22 protein-coding genes are annotated in these 21614 nt (G+C 70.1%); 11 read left to right on the top strand and 11 right to left on the bottom strand.

Features of this window, described 5'->3' with window-relative positions:
- Nucleotides 1-6: 6 nt before the first annotated feature.
- Entirely contained in the window at nucleotides 7-1575 is a 1569-nt protein-coding gene (locus ACZ4RZ_RS01000; RefSeq protein ID WP_467740774.1) for a glycoside hydrolase family 3 protein, read from the top strand.
- 151 nt (nucleotides 1576-1726) lie between these two features.
- Here the strand turns inward: ACZ4RZ_RS01000 and nagB are convergent, their stop codons facing one another.
- Complete coding sequence (gene nagB, locus ACZ4RZ_RS00995; RefSeq protein WP_467740772.1) at nucleotides 1727-2512, bottom strand: glucosamine-6-phosphate deaminase; 786 nt, start codon at nucleotides 2510-2512, stop codon at nucleotides 1727-1729.
- Nucleotides 2513-2844: 332 nt separating this feature from the next.
- Between nagB and ACZ4RZ_RS00990 the strand changes: the two genes are divergently transcribed.
- On the top strand, nucleotides 2845-3942 hold the full coding sequence (locus ACZ4RZ_RS00990) for an SIS domain-containing protein (RefSeq protein WP_467740770.1): 1098 nt from the start codon (nucleotides 2845-2847) through the stop codon (nucleotides 3940-3942).
- A gap of 117 nt (nucleotides 3943-4059) precedes the next feature.
- Here the strand turns inward: ACZ4RZ_RS00990 and ACZ4RZ_RS00985 are convergent, their stop codons facing one another.
- Nucleotides 4060-4812, bottom strand: coding sequence for an SDR family oxidoreductase (locus tag ACZ4RZ_RS00985; RefSeq protein ID WP_467740768.1), 753 nt, complete (start codon nucleotides 4810-4812; stop codon nucleotides 4060-4062).
- 97 nt (nucleotides 4813-4909) lie between these two features.
- Between ACZ4RZ_RS00985 and ACZ4RZ_RS00980 the strand changes: the two genes are divergently transcribed.
- Both ACZ4RZ_RS00980 and ACZ4RZ_RS00975 read left to right on the top strand, forming a co-directional pair.
- Entirely contained in the window at nucleotides 4910-5557 is a 648-nt protein-coding gene (locus tag ACZ4RZ_RS00980) for a TetR/AcrR family transcriptional regulator (RefSeq protein WP_467740766.1), read from the top strand.
- A gap of 471 nt (nucleotides 5558-6028) precedes the next feature.
- Nucleotides 6029-7495, top strand: a complete 1467-nt coding sequence (locus tag ACZ4RZ_RS00975) for a sensor histidine kinase (RefSeq protein ID WP_467741914.1) — start codon at nucleotides 6029-6031, stop codon at nucleotides 7493-7495.
- 201 nt (nucleotides 7496-7696) lie between these two features.
- Here the strand turns inward: ACZ4RZ_RS00975 and ACZ4RZ_RS00970 are convergent, their stop codons facing one another.
- Together ACZ4RZ_RS00970 and ACZ4RZ_RS00965 are read right to left on the bottom strand one after the other, a co-directional pair.
- Nucleotides 7697-7954 carry a WhiB family transcriptional regulator gene (locus ACZ4RZ_RS00970; protein ID WP_016639615.1) on the bottom strand — a complete coding sequence of 86 codons (258 nt, stop codon included), beginning with the start codon at nucleotides 7952-7954 and terminating at the stop codon, nucleotides 7697-7699.
- Nucleotides 7955-8273: 319 nt separating this feature from the next.
- Nucleotides 8274-9242, bottom strand: a complete 969-nt coding sequence (locus ACZ4RZ_RS00965) for a diacylglycerol/lipid kinase family protein (protein ID WP_467740764.1) — start codon at nucleotides 9240-9242, stop codon at nucleotides 8274-8276.
- A gap of 148 nt (nucleotides 9243-9390) precedes the next feature.
- On the opposite strand from ACZ4RZ_RS00965, the gene ACZ4RZ_RS00960 reads away from it, so the two are divergent.
- Nucleotides 9391-9843, top strand: coding sequence for a hypothetical protein (locus ACZ4RZ_RS00960; RefSeq protein ID WP_467740763.1), 453 nt, complete (start codon nucleotides 9391-9393; stop codon nucleotides 9841-9843).
- A gap of 63 nt (nucleotides 9844-9906) precedes the next feature.
- On the opposite strand, the gene ACZ4RZ_RS00955 is transcribed toward ACZ4RZ_RS00960, so the two are convergent.
- The 3 genes from ACZ4RZ_RS00955 to ACZ4RZ_RS00945 form a co-directional block, all read right to left on the bottom strand.
- The gene (locus ACZ4RZ_RS00955) at nucleotides 9907-11043 is read right to left on the bottom strand and encodes an RNA polymerase sigma factor SigF (protein ID WP_467740761.1); all 1137 of its coding nucleotides are present in this window, start codon (nucleotides 11041-11043) and stop codon (nucleotides 9907-9909) included.
- Nucleotides 11040-11453: an ATP-binding protein gene (locus ACZ4RZ_RS00950; protein ID WP_054228129.1), complete on the bottom strand. Its 414-nt coding sequence runs from the start codon at nucleotides 11451-11453 to the stop codon at nucleotides 11040-11042. The genes ACZ4RZ_RS00955 and ACZ4RZ_RS00950 overlap by 4 nt, the downstream gene beginning before the upstream one ends.
- A 308-nt stretch (nucleotides 11454-11761) precedes the next feature.
- A complete protein-coding gene (locus ACZ4RZ_RS00945; RefSeq protein WP_467740759.1) occupies nucleotides 11762-12022 on the bottom strand; it encodes a UBP-type zinc finger domain-containing protein in 261 nt (86 codons plus the stop codon).
- A gap of 60 nt (nucleotides 12023-12082) precedes the next feature.
- On the opposite strand from ACZ4RZ_RS00945, the gene ACZ4RZ_RS00940 reads away from it, so the two are divergent.
- The gene (locus ACZ4RZ_RS00940; protein WP_467740757.1) at nucleotides 12083-13678 is read left to right on the top strand and encodes a Na+/H+ antiporter; all 1596 of its coding nucleotides are present in this window, start codon (nucleotides 12083-12085) and stop codon (nucleotides 13676-13678) included.
- Here ACZ4RZ_RS00940 and ACZ4RZ_RS00935 read toward each other — a convergent pair.
- The 3 genes from ACZ4RZ_RS00935 to ACZ4RZ_RS00925 all read right to left on the bottom strand — a co-directional run bounded on the left by ACZ4RZ_RS00935 (nucleotide 13660) and on the right by ACZ4RZ_RS00925 (nucleotide 15640).
- Nucleotides 13660-14643, bottom strand: a complete 984-nt coding sequence (locus ACZ4RZ_RS00935) for a 1-aminocyclopropane-1-carboxylate deaminase/D-cysteine desulfhydrase (RefSeq protein ID WP_467740755.1) — start codon at nucleotides 14641-14643, stop codon at nucleotides 13660-13662. The two genes, ACZ4RZ_RS00940 and ACZ4RZ_RS00935, sit on opposite strands and share 19 nt — an antisense overlap.
- 36 nt (nucleotides 14644-14679) lie before the next feature.
- On the bottom strand, nucleotides 14680-15270 hold the full coding sequence (locus ACZ4RZ_RS00930; protein ID WP_467740753.1) for an N-acetylmuramoyl-L-alanine amidase: 591 nt from the start codon (nucleotides 15268-15270) through the stop codon (nucleotides 14680-14682).
- A gap of 136 nt (nucleotides 15271-15406) precedes the next feature.
- Entirely contained in the window at nucleotides 15407-15640 is a 234-nt protein-coding gene (locus ACZ4RZ_RS00925) for a hypothetical protein (RefSeq protein ID WP_467740751.1), read from the bottom strand.
- Nucleotides 15641-15829: 189 nt separating this feature from the next.
- Here ACZ4RZ_RS00925 and ACZ4RZ_RS00920 point away from each other — a divergent pair, with 189 nt between their 5' ends.
- From ACZ4RZ_RS00920 to ACZ4RZ_RS00910, 3 genes are all read left to right on the top strand, one after another.
- Nucleotides 15830-17236, top strand: a complete 1407-nt coding sequence (locus ACZ4RZ_RS00920) for a family 2B encapsulin nanocompartment shell protein (RefSeq protein WP_467740749.1) — start codon at nucleotides 15830-15832, stop codon at nucleotides 17234-17236.
- A gap of 154 nt (nucleotides 17237-17390) precedes the next feature.
- Nucleotides 17391-18536, top strand: a complete 1146-nt coding sequence (locus ACZ4RZ_RS00915) for a family 2 encapsulin nanocompartment cargo protein polyprenyl transferase (RefSeq protein WP_467740747.1) — start codon at nucleotides 17391-17393, stop codon at nucleotides 18534-18536.
- 447 nt (nucleotides 18537-18983) lie between these two features.
- The gene (locus ACZ4RZ_RS00910) at nucleotides 18984-19574 is read left to right on the top strand and encodes a GNAT family N-acetyltransferase (RefSeq protein ID WP_467740745.1); all 591 of its coding nucleotides are present in this window, start codon (nucleotides 18984-18986) and stop codon (nucleotides 19572-19574) included.
- Here the strand turns inward: ACZ4RZ_RS00910 and ACZ4RZ_RS00905 are convergent.
- Complete coding sequence (locus ACZ4RZ_RS00905; RefSeq protein ID WP_467740744.1) at nucleotides 19571-20161, bottom strand: TetR/AcrR family transcriptional regulator; 591 nt, start codon at nucleotides 20159-20161, stop codon at nucleotides 19571-19573. The genes ACZ4RZ_RS00910 and ACZ4RZ_RS00905 overlap by 4 nt on opposite strands.
- 104 nt (nucleotides 20162-20265) lie before the next feature.
- Here ACZ4RZ_RS00905 and ACZ4RZ_RS00900 point away from each other — a divergent pair, with 104 nt between their 5' ends.
- On the top strand, nucleotides 20266-20853 hold the full coding sequence (locus ACZ4RZ_RS00900; RefSeq protein ID WP_467740742.1) for a dihydrofolate reductase family protein: 588 nt from the start codon (nucleotides 20266-20268) through the stop codon (nucleotides 20851-20853).
- A gap of 347 nt (nucleotides 20854-21200) precedes the next feature.
- A complete protein-coding gene (locus tag ACZ4RZ_RS00895; RefSeq protein ID WP_467740740.1) occupies nucleotides 21201-21614 on the top strand; it encodes a YciI family protein in 414 nt (137 codons plus the stop codon).

Below are 21614 nucleotides of genomic sequence, written 5' to 3'. Positions count from 1 at the left end.
ACCCCGATGACGACACTCGCCAGTGGTACCGCTGCGTCCAATTCAGAAAAAGATGGCCTGACCCGTGACGCCCTGACCGTCCTCCAGCCCGGCTTCACGGGAACCACGGCCCCCGACTGGCTGCTCCGCCGCCTCGGCCAAGGCCTCGCCTCGGTCGGCCTGTTCGGCCGCAATATCGCCTCGCCCGGGCAACTGGCGGCCCTGACCAGCCAGTTGCGCGCCGAACGCGACGACGTGCTCGTCGCGATCGACGAGGAGGGGGGTGATGTCACCCGCCTGGAGGTGCGGACGGGTTCGTCCTTTCCGGGCAACCACGCGCTGGGCGCCGTGGACGACGTATCGCTCACACGCGATGTCGCCTTCGAGCTCGGCCGCCGCCTGGCCGCCTGCGGCGTGAACCTCAACTGGGCCCCGTCCGCCGACGTCAACTCCAATCCGGGAAACCCGGTCATCGGCGTACGGTCCTTCGGCGCCGACACCGACCTGGTGGCCCGGCACACGGCGGCCTACGTCACCGGACTCCAGGCGGCCGGCGTCGCCGCCTGCACCAAGCACTTCCCGGGCCACGGCGACACGGCGGTCGACTCGCACCACGCGCTGCCACGCATCGACGCCGAGTTGCCGGTGCTGGAGGGCCGCGAACTCGCCCCGTTCCGGGCCGCGATCGCCGCCGGTACCCGCGCCGTGATGAGCGCGCACATCCTGGTCCCCGCCCTGGACCCCGGCCGCCCGGCCACCCTCTCCCGCCGCATCCTCACCGGCCTGCTCCGCGAGGAACTCGGCTACGAGGGCCTCATCGTCACCGACGGCATGGAGATGCAGGCCATCGCCGCGACCTACGGCATCGAACGCGGCAGCGTCCTCGCCATCGCCGCGGGCGCCGACGCGATCTGCGTGGGCGGGGGACTGGCGGACGACGACACGGTACGCCGCCTGCGCGACGCCCTCGTCTCCGCCGTCCGTACCGGCGAACTCCCCGAGGAACGCCTCGCGGACGCGGCGAGCCGGATGCGGGAACTGGCTCGTTGGACGGCTTCTTCCGGGGGTGCGCATGCGGGCGGTGGAGCCGGCGTACTTACCGGTGCTGGTGCTGGTGCTGGTACGGGAGTGGGTGCGGGCGCGAGTGATCGTGTCGAGGTCGGCCTCGTGGCCGCCCGGCGCGCGCTCACGGTGACCCACTCCGAGACGTACGCGCCGCTCACCGAGGCCCCGTACGTCGCCGCCCTCACCCCGGTCGCGAACATCGCCGTCGGCGACGAGACCCCCTGGGGCGTCGCGGCGGAACTGGCCCGCATGCTCCCCGGCACGGAGACCGGCAGCTTCACCGGCGAGGACGCGGGCCCCTCGGCCCTCGCCGCCGCGGGCTCCCGCCGCATCGTCGCCGTCGTCCGCGACGAACACCGCCACTCCTGGATGGCAGCCGCCCTCGACGCCCTCCTCGCGGCCCGCCCCGACACCATCGTGGTCGAGATGGGCGTACCCCAGTCCCCACCCCGTGGCGCCCTCCACATCGCCACCCATGGCGCGGCGAGGGTATGCGGCCTAGCGGCGGCGGAGGTCATCACGGGCGCTTGAGCGCGGTGTGCGGGCACCCGTTCCGCAGGGCGGAACGGGTGGGCACCCACACACCGGGCCGCACCCGCGCCAGTACCCGGGCACGAGATGTGCGAAGGCGCCGGACACCCCAAGAAAAGGTGCCCGGCGCCTTCGCACGGCATCAGCCGGCCTAAATCCCCTGCCACTCCGGCTTGTTGGCAAACGTATGCCGGAAGTAATCCGCAAGCTTCAGCTTGGAAGCCGCCCCCTCGTCCACGACGACCGTGGTGTGCGGGTGAAGCTGAAGGGCCGAAGCGGGGCAGACCGCGGCGACCGGCCCCTCCACAGTCGCGGCAACCGCGTCCGCCTTGCCCTCACCCGTCGCGAGCAGCACCAGATGCCGCGCTTCCAGAATCGTGCCGATGCCCTGGGTGATGACGTGGTGCGGCACCTGCTCGATGTCGCCCTCGAAGAACCGCGCGTTGTCGACTCGGGTCTGCTCCGTCAGCGTCTTGATCCGGGTCCGTGAGGCGAGCGAGGAGCACGGCTCGTTGAAGCCGATGTGCCCGTCCGTCCCGATCCCGAGCAGCTGCAGATCCACCCCACCGGCCTCCGCCAGCGCCTTGTCGTACGCCTCGCACGCGGCCTGCACATCCCGCGCGGTGCCGTCCGGCCCCATGAACGCGTCCATGCCCAGGCTCAGCGGCTCCAGCACCTCCCGCCGCAGCACGGAACGGTATGACTCGGGATGCTCGGCCGGCAGCCCCACGTACTCGTCGAGCTGCGCGATCCGCGCGCCCGAGGCGTCCACGGCACCGGAGCTCACCTTGGCCGCCAGAGCCTCGTAAATGGGCAGCGGAGTCGAGCCGGTGGCCACGCCGAGCAGGGCGTCGGGCTTGCGCCGGAGCAGCTCGGCCATGGCCTCGGCGATCAGCTCGCCGCCCGCCTTGGCGTCCGGGACGATGACAACTTCCACGCTGGGCCTGCCGATCTGGAGAGGGGACTCAGGGGACTCAACTGGAACCCGAAAGGGGACACATGTGGTATAGACCAATCTAGCAGAGCGTCACCCGCCCGTCGCCCCGAAGGCCCCACCCGGACGCGCGAGCCCCCACCAGGGGGAGTGCAATGGAAACCGCACACCGACTCACGCCGCACACGGCACACGGCACACGGCACACGGCACACGGCACAGCGCACACCGACGTACGCCGCAGACGGCACACCGCACCGCACACACCGCACCGCACACGCCGCACCGCACACGCCGCACCGCACACGCCGCACACCGCACACAAGGAGGCACCCATGACCGCCACGCCCCCGCATCACCCCCAGGGCGCGTCCCATGGCGCATCCCAGGCAGACCGCCCGGGCCGGATCATGGCCCGGGAGATGGCCGAACAGCCCGACGTGCTGCGGCGGATCCTCGACGCGGGCGCGCCCCGGATCCAGGACATGGCCCGGCAGATCGCCTCCCGTAAGCCGCGCTTCGTGCTGCTCACGGCCCGCGGCACCTCCGACAACGCCGCCCTGTACGCGAAGTACCTCCTGGAGATCCGCCTGGGCCTGCCCTGCGGGCTCACCTCGATGTCGACGACCACGGCGTACGGCGCGCACCCCGATCTCACCGACGTCCTGGTGATCACCGTCAGTCAGTCCGGCGGCTCCCCGGACCTGGTCGCCTCGACCCGGGCTGCCCGCGAGGCCGGTGCCATCACCCTCGCGGTGACCAACAACCCGGACTCACCGCTGGCCGCCGTCTCCGAGTACCACATCGACATCATGGCCGGACCGGAGAAGGCCCTCCCCGCCACCAAGACCTATACGGCCTCCCTTCTCGCTCTCTATCTCTTCGTCGAAGGCCTGCGTGGCGGCGACGGCGCTCCCGCGAAGGTGCTGCCCGACCTCGCCGCCGGTCTCCTTGCCCGCCAGGACGAGGTCAGGACCCTCGCCTCGCGCTACCGCTTCGCCGAGCGCATGGTGATCACCTCGCGCGGCTACGGCTACCCCACCGCCAAGGAAGCCGCCCTGAAGCTGATGGAGACCAGCTACATCCCCGCTCTCTCGTACTCCGGCGCCGACCTCCTGCACGGTCCCCTCGCCATGGTCGACAACATCTCGCCGGTCATCGCGGTCGTCACGGACGGCAAGGGCGGCGAAGCGCTCCAGCCCGTGCTCGACCGACTGCGCGGCCGCGGCGCCGACCTTGTCGTCATCGGCCCCCGGGCCCAGGTCGAACAGGCATCGGCCGGTTTCGTCCTGCCGACCGAGGGCGTCGCCGAAGAGGTCCAGCCGATCCTGGAGATCCTCCCCCTCCAGCTCCTGGCCTACGAGGTCACCATCGCCCGCGGCCAGGACCCGGACGCGCCGCGCGCCCTCGCGAAGGTGACGGAGACCCGCTGAGACTCAGGGCCCGCCGGACCCGGCACGCCGGCATCCCGCCGGACCCGGCACCTCGCCATCCCGCCCGGCACGGCGCCTCGGCATCCGCCCGGTCCAACACCTCGGCCACGGCGGGCCCTACGTCAGCGAACCCCCCGTCGCATCCACCCAACTCCCCGTGATCCACCGCCCGTCGTCCGAGGCCAGGAACGCCACCACGTCGGCCACATCGGCCGGCATCCCCACCCGGCCCAGTGCCGATATCGCCGAGGCCTGCGCCCATCCGTCCTCGGTCCCGTGCAGCAACTCGGCAGTGTTGTCGGTGTCGATGATGCCGGGCGCCACCGAGTTCACGGTGATCCCCCGAGGGCCGAGCACCTTGGACAGGTCCCGGGTGAAGACATCCAGGGCGCCCTTGGTCATCGCGTACGCCATCTTGTCCGGCATGACGGCGGTCCGAGCGAGACCGGAGGAGATGTTGATGACCCGCCCGCCATCCCGCAGGCGGTCCAGACCGTGCTTGACGATGAAGTGCGGCGCCTTCACGTTCACCGCGAAGACCCTGTCGTACTCCGTCTCGTCGATCTCCTCGAGGGAGCGCGACGTACCGATCCCCGCGTTGTTCACCAGGATGTCCAGCCCGTCCGCCTGCCGGTCGAAGGCCTCCCACAGGGCCTTCGCGTCGCCCGGCCGCCCCAGCTTCACCCCGATCGCGAACGCCGACCCTCCCGTCGCCTCGATCGCGGCGACCGTCTCCTTCGCCGCCGCCTCGTTGCTGCCGTAGTGCACGGCCACCCGCGCGCCGTCCTGTCCGAGCCGCTCGGCGATGCCCCGCCCGATGCCCCTGCCGCCGCCCGTGACGAGTGCCGTCCTGCCCCTGAGCACGCCCATGTCGGCGCCCCCCTTCACATTTCACTAGTGACCGCTACAGAAAAACCGTACAACGACCCACTGACATTTCTCTAGCGTCCGCTATAAAATCCTCCTCATGGCGAGCAGGCAGCAGACCGAGGCGGGCGCGGCCCGGCATGAGGACGTCAAGGTGACCAGGCAGCGCGGCCGCCCCCGTTCCTTCGACCGTGAGACCGCGCTGGAGAAGGCGATCCTCGCGTTCTGGGAGCACGGGTACGAGGCGACCTCCGTCTCCGACCTCACGCGCGTCATGGGTATCGGCGCACCGAGCCTGTACGCGGCGTTCGGCGACAAGAGGTCGCTCTTCGACGAGGTCGTGCGCGAGTACGGCACGAGGTACGGCTCGTTCGGCGAACGCGCGCTGGCCGAGGAGCCCACGGCCCGTGGCGCGGTCGAGCGGATGCTGCGCGAGGCCGCGGTCGAGTACACGGCCCCGGGCCATCCGCACGGCTGCCTGGTCATCCACGCGGCCACCAACTGCACCTCACCGGAGGTGGAGGAGTCCCTGCGAGAGCGGCGCAACGCCAACATCGCCGCGTTCGAGAGTCGTATAAAAGCGGGGATCGCCGCGGGCGAACTGCCCGCCGGCATGAACGCGGCCGCCCTCGCCCGGCACACCGGAGCGATCATCCAGGGCATGAGCCAGCAGGCCCGCGACGGCGCCACCAGGGCGGAACTGGAGGCCCTCGCCGAACTCGCCATGACGCTCTGGCCCCGGCCATGAGCCGCAGCGGCGGCCGTCATGCGCCGATCCGGGCCGACTCATCGGCCAATCGGGCCCGTCCATGAACCGAAGCGGGTTAGTCTGCGTGATGGATGCCTTTGGATGTTGGATAAACAGACAACAACAAACATCCGCCGACGCATGGACAGAAGGCGCATGGACGCAGGACCATGGTCTAGTCCACAATGCTTTGGCAACTGAAGGCATTGAAGGCAAGTGAACAAGCCTCCGTCTTCCCCGCACAGGAAGGCGGACCGAGGAACCGGCGCTCTCTGCCCTGACTGCTCCGGCTCCTCTCTTCGGCCGACCGGGACCGCACACCCCACGGCCGTTGTTGCTCCGGGCTGCGGTGCCGGGAGGGTTGAGGGTCCCTCCCAGGCGCCGCGGCCCGCGGGTGTTTCCGGAGCCGGTGCCGACGGCTGATTTCGGGGCCTGTCGTATCCGCCGGGTACGCTCGCAGACGTGCCCTCCATGAACGACCTCGTACGCCAGCACACCGCCCTCGGTGACTCCGATCTCGAGTGGCTGCATCTGCTGGTCTCGGAGTGGCAGCTGCTCTCCGACCTCTCCTTCGCCGACCTCGTCCTGTGGGTCCCCACGCGCGACGGCACCCGCTATGTCTCCGTCGCCCAGATGCGGCCCAACACCGGCCCCACCTCGTACCAGGACGACATGGTCGGCCACCTCGTCCCGCGCGGCCGCCGTCCCATGCTGGACGCGGCGCTCGACGAGGGCCGGATCGTGCGCGAGGGCGACCCGGAGTGGCGCGAGGAGGTTCCGGTCCGGGTCGAGTCCATTCCCGTACGGCGTGAGGGGCGCGTCCTCGGTGTCATCGCCCGGAACACCAACCTCCTCACCGTGCGCACCCCGAGCCGGCTGGAGCTGACGTACCTCCAGAGCGCCTCCGACCTCGCCCAGATGATCGCGGCGGGCACCTTCCCGTTCCCCGACCAGCAGGTCGACATGGACGCCTCGCCGCGGGTGGGCGACGGGCTGATCCGGCTCGACGCGGACGGCATCGTCCAGTACGCCTCGCCGAACGCGCTGTCGGCGTACCACCGCCTCGGCCTGGCCGCCGACCTGGTGGGCCACAACCTCGGTGTGACCACCGCCGAACTCGCCCCTTCCCGCGGTCCGGTGGACGAGGCACTGTCCAAGGTCGCCAGCGGCTGGGCGCCCCGCGAGTTCGAGATCGAGAGCGGTGACGGGGTGATCCAGCTGCGTGCGATCCCGCTCAAGCCCAAGGGCACGCGGGTCGGTTCCCTCGTACTGCTGCGCGACGTCACCGAACTGCGGCGCCGCGAGCGCGAGTTGATCACCAAGGACGCGACCATCCGGGAGATTCATCACCGGGTGAAGAACAACCTTCAGACGGTGGCGGCACTTCTGCGGCTGCAGGCCCGGCGCATCGACTCGGACACGGGCCGGGAGGCTCTGGAGGAAGCCGTACGCCGGGTCGGTTCGATCGCGATCGTGCACGAGACGCTGTCCCAGAACCTGGACGAGCGCGTGGAGTTCGACGAGATCGCCGACCGGGTGCTCGCCATGGTCGCCGAAATCTCGCCCGGCAAGGTCACCGGCCGGCGCACCGGCCGGTTCGGCATCCTGGACGCCGAGGTCGCGACCCCGCTCTCCATGGTCCTCACCGAAATTCTCCAGAACGCCCTGGAGCACGGCTTCCGCGAGGGCGACCGGGGCACGGTCGAGGTCGCGGCCGTGCGCGGCGGCACCACCAAGGACGCCCGGCTGCTGGTCACCGTCCAGGACGACGGAGTCGGTCTGCCCGAGGGCTTCGACCCGCACCGCTCGGGCAACCTCGGCCTGCAGATCGTACGGACGCTGGTGGAGGGCGAGTTGGGCGGCACCTTCGACATGGTGGCCGCTCCCGAGCGCGGTACGCGGGTGATCCTGGACATCCCGGTGCGGGCCCACAAGTGACCGAGGCAGTCGCACAAGTGGCCAAGGCTCAGTAGCAATCCCTGCGGCTGCAAACAGCAATGAGCCCCGGACCACTGGGTGGTCCGGGGCTCACGCTCACGTTGCTATGCGCATCGGGGGTACTGCGCGCTGCGGCTCGGGGGCGGGAGATGCGTACTCGCTGTACGCGCCGCCAAGCTCAGGCTCGTGCGGGGTGGGGTGTCAGGCGGAGGCCTGACGGGCCCGGTTGCGGGCGGCGCGGCGCTTCATGGCGCGGCGCTCGTCCTCGCTGAGGCCACCCCAGACGCCGGAGTCCTGGCCGGACTCGAGCGCCCACTGCAGGCACTGCTCCATGACGGGGCAGCGGCGGCAGACGGCCTTGGCTTCCTCGATCTGCAGCAGCGCAGGACCGGTGTTGCCGATGGGGAAGAAGAGCTCGGGGTCTTCCTCGCGGCAAACGGCGTTGTGACGCCAGTCCATGGCTGCTACCTCTCCTTGGTATTACATGCAGGTTGCTTGTGAATGTGAACGCTTTCACGAATCCCTCAACAAGTGAAGGGCCGACTACCAGACGGACTGGCGTGGTCCTGTGATTTGAGGAGGGGTTCTGGCTCTCTGCGGTGGCCGATGTTGCGGGCCGTCCCGAGCGCCACGTAGAGACTCGCAAACCTCAGCGGCGGATACAACCCCTTCAGGAAAGTTTTTTTTGATTCCTCGGTGTCGACTAGGTCACAGCCGTACTTCCATGGGGTGGATCCTGGCCTAAACGTTCGAGTGAAAGGACTTTGGGCCCTTCCGCTCACACAATCACACGCAGTGCACGGCGTACGCCTGTGAACGTCACGCTGGTTCGCAGCCCGAGGTGGTCGCCGTCCATCTGAAGGGGCAGCGGCACCTTCGAATGCAAGGTGAAGTCTGTCAAGTCATGCAGGGACAGAGCGTGCTTGCCATGGGGTCCGCGCTCGGGGGACGAAGTGAGCAACTGCGTGGCATACCGGGCAACAGCGGTCGTCGACATGCGGCTGAGACCGAGTACGTCGAGCCCGGTATCGAACGAGGCCTTAGGCGCGGCGTACACCGGACGATTGCCGAGAAACGTCCACGGCGAGGTATTGCAGATTATGGACAGGACCAGATCGGTGACCGGGTCCGCGCCGGGGCGCTCCAGTGTGATCGTTCCGTGTCTGCGGTGCGGTTCGTCCAAAAACGTGCGCACCGCTTGGCGCAGATACAGCGCATGCGTGGAGCGCTTGCCGCGCTCGCGCTGCTGCTCGACCCGGCCGATCACGCCCGCGTCGAAGCCGAGTCCCGCGCAGAACGTGAACCAGCGGGAGGGCACGGCCTCGTCCTCCGTGCCGGGAGTGCCCGCGGCCAGGCCCAGGCCTATCGTGCGCTCGCGCTCCTCGCGCAGCGCGTCCAGCAGTGCGCCGGTGGCCTCCACGGCGTCGTTGGGCAGGCCCAGGGCGCGGGCGAAGACATTGGTGGAGCCGCCGGGGACCACGGCGAGGCGCGGCAGGCGCTCCGGATCGGGGCCGTGGTGGAGCAGGCCGTTCACGACCTCGTTGACCGTGCCGTCGCCGCCGAGGGCCACGACCAGGTCGATGTCCTTGCTCTCCGCGGCCTGCCGGCCGAGGTCCCGGGCGTGCCCGCGATACTCGGTGGTGACCGCCTCCAGCTTCATCTCACTGGCCAGCGCGTGGATCAAGACGTCACGCGTGCGCGCACTCGTGGTGGTTGCTGCCGGATTGACCACGAGAAGTGCACGCATGCGATGCAGCGTACCTACTGGGTGGTACTCATCCCAGACCGAGGTAGGGATCAGGTAAGAGATGAGGACGTGAGTCTGCCCACCCGGTGACGTGCGTCTGTACACCCGGCGCGGTCGGCGGCCCAGAGCCGACGGCTACTCTTCAGGGGTGAGCCCTGAGCAGAACCCCACCCCCGACGCCCCCACCGCAGAACCCCGCCCCGGGCGGCTGACCGCCGCGGCGGCGCTGGCCGCGCTGGAGGGGCTGGCCCTAGTGGCGGGCGGCGGCTACATGCTCGTCCTGGGTCTCACGGGCGACCCCGACGACCGGCAGCAGGCGGTCACCGGCGGCGTCACGCTGATCGTGCTCGCGCTGCTGCCCCTGCTGGCCGCGCGCGGACTGCTGCTGCGCCGCGGCTGGAGCCGGGGCCCGGCCGTCATCACCCAGATCATGGCGCTGCCCGTGGCCTACAACCTGCTCCAGGCCGACAGTGTCGCGATCCCCGGCGGCATCGCCCTGGCGGTCGTCGCGATCGCGGCCCTGGTGCTGCTGGTGAACCCGGCAACGACGCGGGCCCTCGGAATCCGAGGGCCCGGCAGGGACGTACAGGACGAGAAGTAACCGGTCTCACTCCGGCTGGTCTTACTCCGGCTGGTACTCCGGCCGGTCTCACTCCGGATGGTCTCACTCCTCCACGAGGAGCTTCTCCCGCAGCTGCGCCAGCGTGCGGGCCAGCAGCCGCGACACGTGCATCTGGGAGATGCCGACCTCCTGCGCGATCTGCGACTGCGTCATGTTGCCGAAGAAGCGCAGCAGCAGGATGCGCTTCTCGCGCGGGGGGAGGTCTTCGAGCAGCGGTTTCAACGATTCCCGGTACTCGACGCCCTCCAGGGCCTCGTCCTCGGCGCCCAGGGTGTCCGCGACGGCCGGGGACTCGTCGTCCGTGTCGGGGACATCCAGGGACAGCGTGGAGTACGCGTTGGCGGACTCCAGGCCCTCCAGGACCTCCTCCTCCGAGATGGCCAGCTTCTCGGCCAGCTCGTGGACCGTGGGGGAGCGGCCGTGCAGCTGCGAGAGCTCGGCGGTCGCCGTGGTGAGCGCGAGCCGCAGTTCCTGCAGCCGGCGCGGCACCCGCACCGCCCAGCCCTTGTCGCGGAAGTGCCGCTTGATCTCGCCGACTACGGTCGGGGTCGCGTACGTCGAGAACTCGACGCCGCGCTCCGGGTCGAAGCGGTCGACCGACTTGATCAGGCCGATGGTGGCGACCTGGGTGAGGTCGTCCAGCGGCTCCCCGCGGTTGCGGAAGCGGCGTGCCAGGTGTTCGACGAGGGGCAGATGCATGCGGACCAGCTGGTTGCGCAACTCGGCGTACTCGGCGCTGCCCTCCGTCAGCTTGCGCAGCTCGATGAACATCGCCCGTGCCCCGCTGCGGTCCTGGGGGTCGTGCTGGATGTGCTGGGCGCTCGGCCCGTGCTGCGCGCCCTGCACGCTCTGCGCTCCCAGCTCGTCGTCTCGCTCGTGCTCGCTCATAGTCCCGCCCGTCACCAGCCGTCGCCCCTCCGAGGACGTGCTCCGCGCGGCACCCTCCGGATCCCGTTGCCCGTCGTCCTGGCCGGAGAGCTTCTCCCGTTCGTGCTCGTCGATCGGCGCTTCGGATGCGGCGGAGGAGGCGCCGTCCTCCGGGTGCGGTCGGGCCTGCTCGGGGATGCCGTCGACGCCTTCCACCGTGCGCCGCGGCCCGCCGAGGCCGTCGACACGCTCGGCGGGAAGCTCCCGTGTGCCGCGCTCTTCGTCCTGCACCGGCCCGTCCCCGTTCCTCACGCCGGCCCGGGTCCCGCGCCGCGCTGTTTGTAGAGGCTGATCGAAACGGTCTTGTCCTCGGCGACGGTCGAGTCGACCTTGCCGGCGAGGGCCGAGAGGACGGTCCACGCGAAGGTGTCCCGGGAGGGGGCGTGACCGTCCGTGGTCGGGGCCGAGACCGTGACCTCCAGAGAGTCGTCGATGAGCCGGAAGACACAGCTGAGCACCGAGCCGGGGACGGCCTGCTGCAGCAGGATCGCGCAGGCCTCGTCGACCGCGATGCGCAGGTCCTCGATCTCGTCGAGGGTGAAGTCCAAACGGGCCGCAAGCCCGGCCGTAGCCGTGCGCAGCACCGACAGGTAGGCACCCGCGGCCGGCAGCCGGACTTCCACGAAGTCCTTCGTCGCGGGCTCGCCTGCGATCTGGGACACCCTCACCTCCATGGTGGTACAAGCTCATTCGAGCTCTCTCGGGGCCGAGGGTCGCCCCCCGGGGTAACGCGGTACGTGGTTCAGCGGTGACGCTACCGCGCTCCCAACTTTCCTGTCCTGGGGACCCCGCCCCCTTGCTGTCACTCATAGTAAGCCTATGAGTACGGACAGTGGCTAGGGGTCTGCGGGCCCAAATAGGAAGAGCGCGCGCCGGGTTGACGTACCCAGGCGTCAGACGGTCGAACCGTCGGGATCGAGGGTCACACACGTACGTGATCCACGAGTCCTTTCAGTATGCCGTCCACGCGTCATACAAGGACGTGGTCGACGAAGCACCAACGCCAGTCCTCCCCAAGCTCGAAAGTGCGCATGATCGGGTGCCCGGTGTCCTTGAAGTGCTCCGTCGCGTGACGCAGCGGTGAGGAGTCGCAGCAGCCGAGGTGCCCGCACTCCAGACACAGGCGAAGCTGCACCGGATGCGTGCCGGCGGCCAGACACTCCAGACAGGTCTCGCTCAAGGGCTTGGGCTCGAGGTGCGGCAGCGCGGCGGCGTGCGTGCACTGTTTCATGATTGCCAGGTTACGTCGGGTGTGCGGGAAGCCGCGCGAAAACGAGGGCGGGCGGAAGAGATGCACGTTTTGCCACTGCTGTTGCTGGTCGCGGGCAGCGCGGCGGTCGCCGGGGCCGCACGCCGCACGCCGGTCCCCGCACCGCTCCTGCTCGTCGCGGTGGGCCTGGCGGTCTCGTACGTCCCGGGGGTGCCCCCTTACGAGCTCGACCCCGAGGTCGTGCTCCCGCTGCTGCTCCCCCCGCTGCTGTACACGGCGGCCACCGACAGCTCGTATCTCGATCTGCGGGCGCAACTGCGGCCCGTCGCGCTGTTGTCGGTCGGGTACGTCCTCTTCGCGACCCTCGTGGTCGGCTGGGCCGTGTATCTGATCGTGCCGAGCCTGCCGCTGCCCGCGGCGCTGGTTCTCGGGGCCGTGGTGGCCCCGCCGGACGCGGTCGCCGCCACGGCGGTCGCACGTCGCGTGGGCCTGCCCTCGCGGATCACCACCATCCTCCAGGGCGAGTCCCTGGTGAACGACGCGACCGCGATCACCGCCTACAAGGTGGCGCTCGCCGCCGCGATCGGCGAGGGTGCGACGTGGGCGGGCGGCGTCCGCGAGTTCCTGCTCGCGTCGGTCGGCGGTGTGGCTGTCGGGCTCGTCCTGATGCTGCCGCTGCACTGGCTGCGCACCCACCTGAAGGAGGCGCTTCTCCAGAACACCCTCTCTTTGCTGATCCCCTTCGTCGCGTACGGGATCGCCGAGCAGGTGAACGCCTCCGGGGTGCTCGCGGTGGTCGTCGTCGCCCTCTACCTCGGACACCGTTCCTGGGAGGTCGACTTCGCGACCCGGCTCCAGGAGGAGGCGGTCTGGAAGATGGTCGCGTTCATCCTGGAGTCGGCGGTGTTCGCACTGATCGGACTGCAGCTGCCGGTCGTCCTCAAGGGGCTCGGGCAGTACCAGGGCACAAGTGCCGCCTGGTACGCGATGGCCCTGTTCTTCGTAGTGGTCGCGTCCCGGTTCGTGTGGGTGTATCCGGCGACGTTCCTGCCGCGGCTGTTGTCGGCGCGGATCCGGGAGCGCGAGGAGAACCCCACCTGGAAGGCGACGTTCATCATCGGCTGGGCCGGCATGCGGGGCGTGGTCTCGCTCGCCATCGCCTTCTCCATCCCGCTCACCGTGCATGGCGGCGGGGCCTTTCCCGATCGCAATCTGATCCTCTTCCTGACCTTCACCACCGTCATCGGGACCCTGGTCGTGCAGGGGCTGACGCTGCCCCCGCTGATCCGCCTCCTGAAGCTGCCGGGGCGCGACCCGCAGGCCGAGACGCTCGCCGAGGCCAACGCCCAGGCGCAGGCCTCCCGGGCCGCCGAACAACGCCTCGACGAACTCCTCGCCGACGAGCGCAACGCCCTGCCCCCGCCCCTCGCCGACCGCCTGCGCGCCGTTCTGGAACGGCGCCGCAACGCCGTCTGGGAGCGACTCGGCGCGGTGAACCCGGTCACCGGCGAAACCGCCGACGACACCTACCGCCGGCTGGCCCGCAAGATGATCAGCGCCGAACGCGAGGTCTTCGTGAAGCTCCGGGACCTGCGCTACATCGACGACGAGATGCTGCGGACCCTGCTGCGCCGACTGGACCTGGAGGAGGCGGCGGCCTATCGCGAGGCGGCCTGAGGTCCCGAGCCCGAATCCGGGAAAGGCGCTCCGGTGATCACCGCCGCCACCGTCGTCCCGCGGGGGAACGCGCCCTCCTCCACCAGGGCGACAAGTCCGTACAGCATCTTGGCGACATAGAGACGTTCGACGGCCAGACCGTGGCGGTGCTCGAAGTCCTCGGCGAAGGCGTCGAGTTCGGGGGTGGTGCGGGCGTAGCCGCCGAAGTGGAAGCGGTCGTCGAGGGACCAGGTGCCGCGGCGGGTGCCGAAGGCGGCCTGCTGGAGGGCCTGTATGTCGGCGCTGAGGAAACCGCCCTTGAGGACGGGGAAGCCGAGGGCACGCTGGTCGGGGCCGAGTCCGGCGGCCAGGCCCGCGAGGGTGCCGCCGGTGCCGCAGGCCAGGGCGGCCACGTCGACGCCACCGTGGTCGCGCAGTTCCTCGCCGAGTGCCCGGCAACCGCGCACGGCGAGGGAGTTGCTGCCGCCCTCGGGCACGACGTAGGCGTCCTCGGCGCCCACCGTGCGCAGGATGCCGGCCAGCGTCTCCGGCTCCGCTTTGCGGCGGTATGTCGATCTGTCGACGAAGTGCAGCCGCATGCCGTCGGCCGCGCACCGGGCGAGCGAGGGGTTGAAGGGACGGTCGGCCAACTCCTGGCCGCGGATCATGCCCAGGGTGGGCAGGCCCAGCAGGCGGCCGGCGGCGGCCGTGGCGCGCAGATGGTTCGAGTACGCCCCGCCGAAGGTGACCACCGTACGGCCCGCCGCCGCCTCCAGGTTCGGGGTCAGCTTCCGCCACTTGTTGCCGATCAGCTCCGGGTGGATCAGGTCGTCCCGCTTGAGCAGCAGCCGGACGCCCTGGCGGGCGAAGCGCTCGTCCGCGGCCTCGCGCAGCGGCGACGGGAGTCGCGGCCGCAGGGCCGTCGGGCCGAGCGCTTCGGGAGCGTCGGGGACGTCAGGGCTGGTCACCCCGCCATTGTCGGACATCTGTCCGCGAGCGGGGCAGCCACCCGTGCCCGCTTGTCACTTCAGGCGGTCGCGGATCCGCTCCCGCAGGGAGTCCATCGTGAATCCTCTGGGGTCCACCTTTCCGGGCTGCCACTCGAGATGGCCGATGACCGAGCGCTCGGTCCAGCCGTGGTGGCGGCAGATCGCGGCGGAGACCTTCTCGATGGTGTCCAGTTGCGCCTCGGGCCAGGGGTCCCTTCCGTCGCCGAGGTTCTCGCACTCGAAGCCGTAGAAGTGGCGGTTGCCGTCGGTGTTCGCCTCGTTGTCGTGCGGAAGCGCCTTCTCCGCGATCACCGCGCGCAGGACGTCGTCGTCACCCAGGCCCGCGTGGTTGGCCCTCCCGTAGCCGACGAGGTGGATGACGCCGTCCTTGGTGATGACGCCGTGGCACAGCGGCCCGGGCAGCTCCGGGTGGCCCTCGCGGCAGGTCTCGACGGTGCGCTCGCTGCCGGAGGTCACCGTGTGGTGGATCATCACGCCGTACACCGGACCCCACGGGCCCTTGTGATTGCGGTTGTGATGCTCCCAGTCGCCGACCTCGACGACGGTGACGCCTGCCTCCCTGAGCCGGTCCAGGAAACTGTCCGCGGACATGGGTGGGGCCATGACCGCCTCCTTCGCGCTGCACGCCGGCCACCTGTCGCGGCCGTCTCGTACCGCAGCTTGTACCCGTGATCGGGCGGCCGGGCCTACTCGTTCGCACGGCGTGCGAGCCGATCCGGTCAGCAGAGGAATGGGCTGGTCAGGCGCGCAGGAACGCGTCCCCGTGCGTCGCTATGTGGCTCTCCAGGGCCTGCAGGGCCTGTTGTGTCGCCTCGGGGGAGCCGCTGCCGCGCCGCTCCGCGTAGTACGCCGCGCCCAGTTTCTTGAGGAGGTCGCCGCCGGCGCGCTGCGCCTGCACCTCGTCGAGCTTCTGCTTGCCCTGTGTGAGGCCGCGCTGTGCCTGTTCTTTCGCACGGTCCAGGAAGCCTGCCACTGCCATCTCCTGTCGTTGTCCGTCAAAGGGGCAAACGGTTGGCCGGATCTTGGAGTTCCCTGGACAGAATTCCGCTGTGTGCCCAGTCCCGAATGATCCATTCCCGCTCATTCGTGTAATAGCACCGGCATGTTCCTTGATGGAAGGCTTGTCCCCGCAGATCAGTGCACGACCGGGAGGGCAATTTTCATGTCGGTAGGCGAAGACGTCCGCGCGGAGCAGGGCAGGCCCCAGCAGAGTCTCGGCACATCCGCCGCGCGGAACCTGGCCACCACCACCAAGTCCGCACCCCAGATGCAGGAGATCAGCTCACGGTGGCTGCTGCGCATGCTGCCGTGGGTGAACGTGCAGGGTGGCACGTACCGCGTGAACCGGCGGCTCAGCTACTCCGTGGGCGACGGCCGCGTGACGTTCGTGAAGACCGGCGACCGCATCCAGGTCATCCCCGCGGAGCTTGGCGAGCTGTCCGTACTGCGGTCGTACGAGGATCAGGAGGTGCTCGGCGAACTCGCCCAGCGCTGCCAGCAGCGGGAGTTCGCGCCAGGGGAAGTGCTCGCCTCGTTCGGCAGCCAGGCCGACGAGGTGTTCCTGCTCGCGCACGGCAAGGTCGAGAAGATCGGCACCGGCCCCTACGGGGACGACGCGGTGCTCGGTGTCCTCGCCGACGGCGCGTACTTCGGGGAGCAGGCGCTCATCGACCCGGACGCCATCTGGGAGTACACGGCCCGCGCCGTCACCGCGGTCACCGTGCTCACGCTGCCCCGCCAGGACCTCGAACAGGTCGCGGAGCGCGCCGAGTCCCTGCGCACCCACCTCCAGGAGCTGCGCGCGATTCCGGAGCAGCGCACCAACAAGTACGGCGAGAAGGAGATCGACCTCTCGGCCGGCCACACCGGAGAGCCGGACATCCCCGGCACCTTCGTCGACTACGAGGCCGCGCCGCGCGAGTACGAACTGAGCATCGCCCAGACCGTACTGCGCCTGCACACGCGCGTGGCCGACCTCTACAACCAGCCCATGAACCAGACCGAGCAGCAACTGAGGCTCACCGTAGAGGCGTTGAAGGAGCGCCAGGAGCACGAGCTCATCAACAACCGGGAGTTCGGACTGCTCAACAACTGCGAGTACGACCAGCGGCTGCAACCGCACGACGGCGTCCCCGGCCCCGACGACCTCGACGAACTGCTCAGCCGCAGGCGCGGCACCAAGCTCTTCCTCGCCCACCCGCGCGCGATCTCCGCGTTCGGCCGCGAGTGCAACAAGCGCGGACTCGTCCCCGAGAGTGTCGAGATTGCGGGCAACCGCATCCCGACCTGGCGCGGGGTGCCGCTCTTCCCGTGCAACAAGATCCCGGTCAGCGACACCCGTACGACCTCGATCATCGCTATGCGTACCGGCGAGGCCGAGCAGGGCGTGATCGGGCTCCAGCAGGCGGGCATCCCGGACGAGATCGAGCCGAGCCTGTCGGTGCGCTTCATGGGCATCAACGAGCAGGCGATCATCTCCTACCTGGTGACGGCGTACTACTCGGCCGCGGTGCTCGTGCCGGACGCGCTCGGCATCTTGGAGAACGTCGAGATCGGCCGCTGGCGGTGACCTTCCGCGTGCCGGCGGTCGCCGTGTTCCCGCCCTTCGGGTCGGGTACATCGAGGGGGTACGCGCCCAGCGGCCGCGGAAGCGCCACCGTCCGCAGACTCTCCGAGGCGATTCCATGGATGAGTTGTTCAGGGGTGAGTTCACGGGTGGGTTCATGACGGAGACGACGCAGAGCCCGACCGGGATGCTGCACAGGCGGAGCCCCATCGGGAGGCCCATGGACAGGGAGGGTCCACCGAGCCCGCGGTGGGGGTCCCCCCGCTCGAGCGAAGCCGAGAGTGGGGGAGGGCAGGAAGCGGCGGCCATCCTGGAGCGCGCCCGGGCGTCGGTCGACCCCGAGCTGCGCAGGGCCATCGACTCGCTGCCCGGCTCGATGCGCCGGATCGCGCTCTACCACTTCGGCTGGGAGCACGCGGACGGCACTCCGGCGGCGGGCAACGCGGGCAAGGCGATCCGGCCCGCGCTCGTGCTGACCGCGGTCCGGGCGCTCGGTGGGCAGCACACGGCGGCCGTGCGGGCGGCCGCCGCCGTGGAGTTGATCCACAACTTCACCCTGCTGCACGACGACGTCATGGACCGGGACGCCACCCGCAGGCATCGCCCCACCGCCTGGACCGTGTTCGGCGACGCCGACGCGATCCTCGCCGGGGACGCGCTGCAGGCGCTGGCCCAGCGGCTGCTCGCCGAGGACCCGCACCCGGCGTCCTCGGCGGCTGCCGCCCGGCTCGCGTCCTGCGTGGTCGAGCTGTGCGCGGGACAGCACGCGGACACGGCCATGGAGAAGCGTGGCCCCGGTGAGGTCACCCTCGACGAGTGCCTCGCCATGGCCGAGGCGAAGACGGGCGCGCTGCTCGGCTGCGCCTGTGCGCTCGGGGCGCTGTACGCGGGGGCGGACGAGGAGGACGTCGAGGCGTTGGACGCGTTCGGCCGGGCGGCCGGGCTCGCCTTTCAGCTGATCGACGACGTGATCGGGATCTGGGGGGACCCGAGCCGTACCGGCAAACCGGCCGGGGCGGATCTCGTCGCCCGCAAGAAGTCGCTGCCCGTGGTCGCCGCGCTCGCCTCGGGCACGTCGGCGGCCGGCGAACTGGCCGAGCTGTACGGAGTGCCTTACGAAGAAGGGGAGTTGGAGCGTACGGTCCTCGCCGTCGAGCGGGCGGGTGGTCGCGACTGGGCGCAGGGTCAGGCGGTCGACCGGATGTCCCGGGCGATGCATGAGCTGTCCCGGGCGGTGCCCGATCCGGAGGCGGCGGGTGGGCTCCTCGCGCTGGCGGAGTTCGTGACGCGGCGCAGCGACTGACCGGCGCGGTGCGCCGGTCGAAGACCCCGGAGCCTCCGGTTCCGTACGGCACCTGACCTCCGTACGGCGCCGGGCTCCGGCCGGGCGGGTCCCGCACATCCCCACGGTGTGCGGGGCCCGTCTTTTTCGCCCCCTGCGCCCCTACCCGTCCCGTATCTGGGGGGCTGCGCCCCCCAGGCCCGCCGCTTCGGCCTTGACGGCCTCGTCCTCAAACGCCGGACGGGGTGGAGGGGGCGGCGGGGTGAAGGCGGCGGCGGGGTGGGTGGGATGGAACGGGAGCGAATGGGTGGGGGTGGGGCGGCTTGCCGGCTCGTGCTCGCGTGCTGGACGGGCTGGACGGGCTGGACGGGCTGGATGGTGCTGGACGGGGCGCTGAAGTGGTCGGCCCCAGCGGTTACGCTTCAACCGCCATACGATCAAGGTCAGTTGGGGCGAAGGGGCGGGCACATGGGCGTGGCGATCCGTACGGCGGGCGAGGGGGATCGGGAGCTGGTCGTCCGGTTGCTCGACGCGGCCTTTCTGGATGATCCGGTGAGCGGCTGGGTGTTTCCGGACGCGGCGCACCGGCGTGCTACGCACCACAAGATGATGGCCGCGTTTGTTGATGTCGTGCTCGCCGAGGGACGGGTCGACTTGACCGAGGACGGTGTGGCGTGTGCCCTGTGGCTGTCCGTTCCCGCCGAGGAGCACGGCGACGAGGACGGTCCCGTCCAGCTGCGCGAGGCCGTCGACCCGGACAACGAGCGCGTCGAGCTGATCGGACGGCTGACGGCGGACGTTCACCCCGCGGGCCGCGACCACGAATATCTGTGGATGATCGCCGTGGCGCCGGAGCGGCAGGGTGAGGGCCTGGGCACCGCGCTCATCCAGTCGGTCCTCGACCGCTGCGACCGCGAGGGTCTGCCCGCGTATCTGGAGGCGAGCAACGCCCGCAGCCGGAAGTTGTACGAGCGTCTCGGATTCGACCTTGTCGGGCGTCCCCTCGATCTGCCGGACGGTCCGCAGATGTGGCCCATGTGGCGCGAGGTGCGGCCCTAGCCCGGGGGAACGATCGTCGTCACGATTCGTTCGAGCAGATCGTCCGGGACGGCGACTCCCCGCAGTACGCCGTCCAGCACCCCGGGCAGGGTCAGGTGCTCCAGGAGCAGCCCGAGCACGGCGAGATAGAGCACCGTCACCGTCTCGTCGCCGCCGGGCAGCCCGGCGGCCCGGTGGAACTCCATGCCCTGCTCCAGGTCGCCGCGCACCGACTTGGTGTACGAGGCACGCAGGGCGGGGCGGCGGGTGGCCTCCAGGCGCATCTCGAAGAGGGCGAGATAGCCCGTGCGGTCACGGATCGCGCGGGCCAGCAGGTCGCGCATGAACTCCAGCACCAGGGAGCGGTCCTTCGGCCCCTTCAGCAACTCGGCGAGCACGGCCGGGTCGGGGGCGAGGCGCCGGTGGAGGTGGGTGTCGACCTGGTTCAGCAGGTCGTCGCGGTCGGTGAAGTAGTTCGACGAGGTGCCCACCGGAACGGCGGCCTCGGCGTCCACGGCGCGGAACGTCAGCCCGCGTGCTCCCTCGCGCGCCAGTACCTCCACGGCCGCGTCGACGAGGGCCGCTCTGCGCTCCGGGTTCCGTGCCATTGCGCAACCTCCATAAGTCCCTTGCAACCACTACAGACGAAGCACTATAACTGCAGTGGTTGAGAAATGGCCGACTGCCCGACGACTGACGAAAAGAGACCCGCTTGCGCAAGCTCACGTACTTCATCGCCTGCTCGATCGACGGCTTCATCGGAGCCCCGGACGGCGACGCGCAGTTCTTCATGCCGTTCGTCGACGAGGAGTTCTTCGAGGGTTTCCTCAAGGCGGAGTACCCGGACACACTGCCGACCCAGGGCCGCCGCCCGCTCGGCATCGACGATCTGGAGAACCGGCACTTCGACACGATCATCCAGGGCCGCGCCAGCTACGACCTGGCGCTGGACGCCGGCGTCACCAGCCCCTACGCCCATCTGCGCGAGTACGTCGCCTCGCGCAGCCTCAGGGAGTCGCCCGACCCGCACGTGGAGATCGTCGCGGACGACGTCCTCGGCAAGGTCCGCGAACTCAAGGCGGAGGACGGCGAGTTCGGCATCTATCTGTGCGGCGGCTCGCAGCTCGCGGGCGCGCTGATCGACGAGGTGGACGAGCTCGTCATCAAGACCTACCCGGTGGTTCTGGGCTCCGGCATGCCGATGTTCGGCTCCGGGTTCGACGTCGCCGAGTTCGCGCTCGACGGGGTGCGGGTGTTCAAGAACGGGGTGCTCGTGAGGACGTACAGCAGGAAGCGTTGAAGGCTCCGCCGTCCTACCCTTGAGGCATGGGCACCGATGAGCGTGTATGTCCCCGATGCGGGCAGCCGGTCGCCACGGTTGTACAGCGTCACAAGACGCTGGGTGCGTGGGTCCCCCTCTGGCGGCCCGGGCCCTGCCGGAATCCGAGGTGCGAGGCGTACGTCGGCGAGCCCGCGGAGGAGCCCCCGGGCAAGCCGGGCGGGCCGGGCGAGCCGGGCGAGCCGGGCGAGCGGATCACGGAGAAATCCTGACCGAACGCGCGCGGCGTGTAGAGAATCGAGGGTCGGCTCCGACGTCTCCTGTGAGAGCTGCCCACCGAGGGCGGCGGGAGCCGAAGGAGTGGACTCATGAAGTACCTGGTGATGGTGCAGGGCACGCAGGCCGACTACGAGGCCATGCGCGGCAAGGCGTCCGCACAGGCCCCGGCCTGGAGCGAGCAGGAACTGCAGGCCATGTACGCGTACATGGGCGCGATCAACGACGACCTGTCCGAGACCGGGGAGCTGATCGACGGACAGGGGCTGGCCGAGCCGGCGCAGACCCGCTTGGTCGCCCTGGGCAAGGACGGCAAGGCCGTGATCACCGATGGCCCGTACAGCGAGACCAAGGAGCTGATGGCCGGCTACTGGGTCCTGGAGTGCGCGAGCCTGGAGCGGGTCACCGAGATCGCCGAGCGCGTCACGCGGTGCCCCTGCCCGGAGGGTGTCACCGACTACCCGGTCGTCATCCGGCCCATTCTGGACGGCGCCGGGGACATCTGA

This window comes from Streptomyces sp. NPDC027189 (genome assembly GCF_055566975.1).
This window is presented reverse-complemented; position numbering and strand designations above follow the sequence as displayed.

Coding starts and splice junctions, on each gene's coding strand:
- ACZ4RZ_RS01000 (WP_467740774.1), top strand. CDS start 7: ATGACGACACTCGCCAGTGGTACCGCTGCGTCCAATTCAGAAAAAGAT.
- ACZ4RZ_RS00990 (WP_467740770.1), top strand. CDS start 2,845: ATGACCGCCACGCCCCCGCATCACCCCCAGGGCGCGTCCCATGGCGCA.
- ACZ4RZ_RS00985 (WP_467740768.1), bottom strand. CDS start 4,812: ATGGGCGTGCTCAGGGGCAGGACGGCACTCGTCACGGGCGGCGGCAGG.
- ACZ4RZ_RS00980 (WP_467740766.1), top strand. CDS start 4,910: ATGGCGAGCAGGCAGCAGACCGAGGCGGGCGCGGCCCGGCATGAGGAC.
- ACZ4RZ_RS00975 (WP_467741914.1), top strand. CDS start 6,029: ATGAACGACCTCGTACGCCAGCACACCGCCCTCGGTGACTCCGATCTC.
- ACZ4RZ_RS00970 (WP_016639615.1), bottom strand. CDS start 7,954: ATGGACTGGCGTCACAACGCCGTTTGCCGCGAGGAAGACCCCGAGCTC.
- ACZ4RZ_RS00965 (WP_467740764.1), bottom strand. CDS start 9,242: ATGCGTGCACTTCTCGTGGTCAATCCGGCAGCAACCACCACGAGTGCG.
- ACZ4RZ_RS00945 (WP_467740759.1), bottom strand. CDS start 12,022: ATGAAACAGTGCACGCACGCCGCCGCGCTGCCGCACCTCGAGCCCAAG.
- ACZ4RZ_RS00940 (WP_467740757.1), top strand. CDS start 12,083: ATGCACGTTTTGCCACTGCTGTTGCTGGTCGCGGGCAGCGCGGCGGTC.
- ACZ4RZ_RS00935 (WP_467740755.1), bottom strand. CDS start 14,643: ATGTCCGACAATGGCGGGGTGACCAGCCCTGACGTCCCCGACGCTCCC.
- ACZ4RZ_RS00930 (WP_467740753.1), bottom strand. CDS start 15,270: ATGGCCCCACCCATGTCCGCGGACAGTTTCCTGGACCGGCTCAGGGAG.
- ACZ4RZ_RS00920 (WP_467740749.1), top strand. CDS start 15,830: ATGTCGGTAGGCGAAGACGTCCGCGCGGAGCAGGGCAGGCCCCAGCAG.
- ACZ4RZ_RS00915 (WP_467740747.1), top strand. CDS start 17,391: ATGACGGAGACGACGCAGAGCCCGACCGGGATGCTGCACAGGCGGAGC.
- ACZ4RZ_RS00910 (WP_467740745.1), top strand. CDS start 18,984: ATGGGCGTGGCGATCCGTACGGCGGGCGAGGGGGATCGGGAGCTGGTC.
- ACZ4RZ_RS00905 (WP_467740744.1), bottom strand. CDS start 20,161: ATGGCACGGAACCCGGAGCGCAGAGCGGCCCTCGTCGACGCGGCCGTG.
- ACZ4RZ_RS00895 (WP_467740740.1), top strand. CDS start 21,201: ATGAAGTACCTGGTGATGGTGCAGGGCACGCAGGCCGACTACGAGGCC.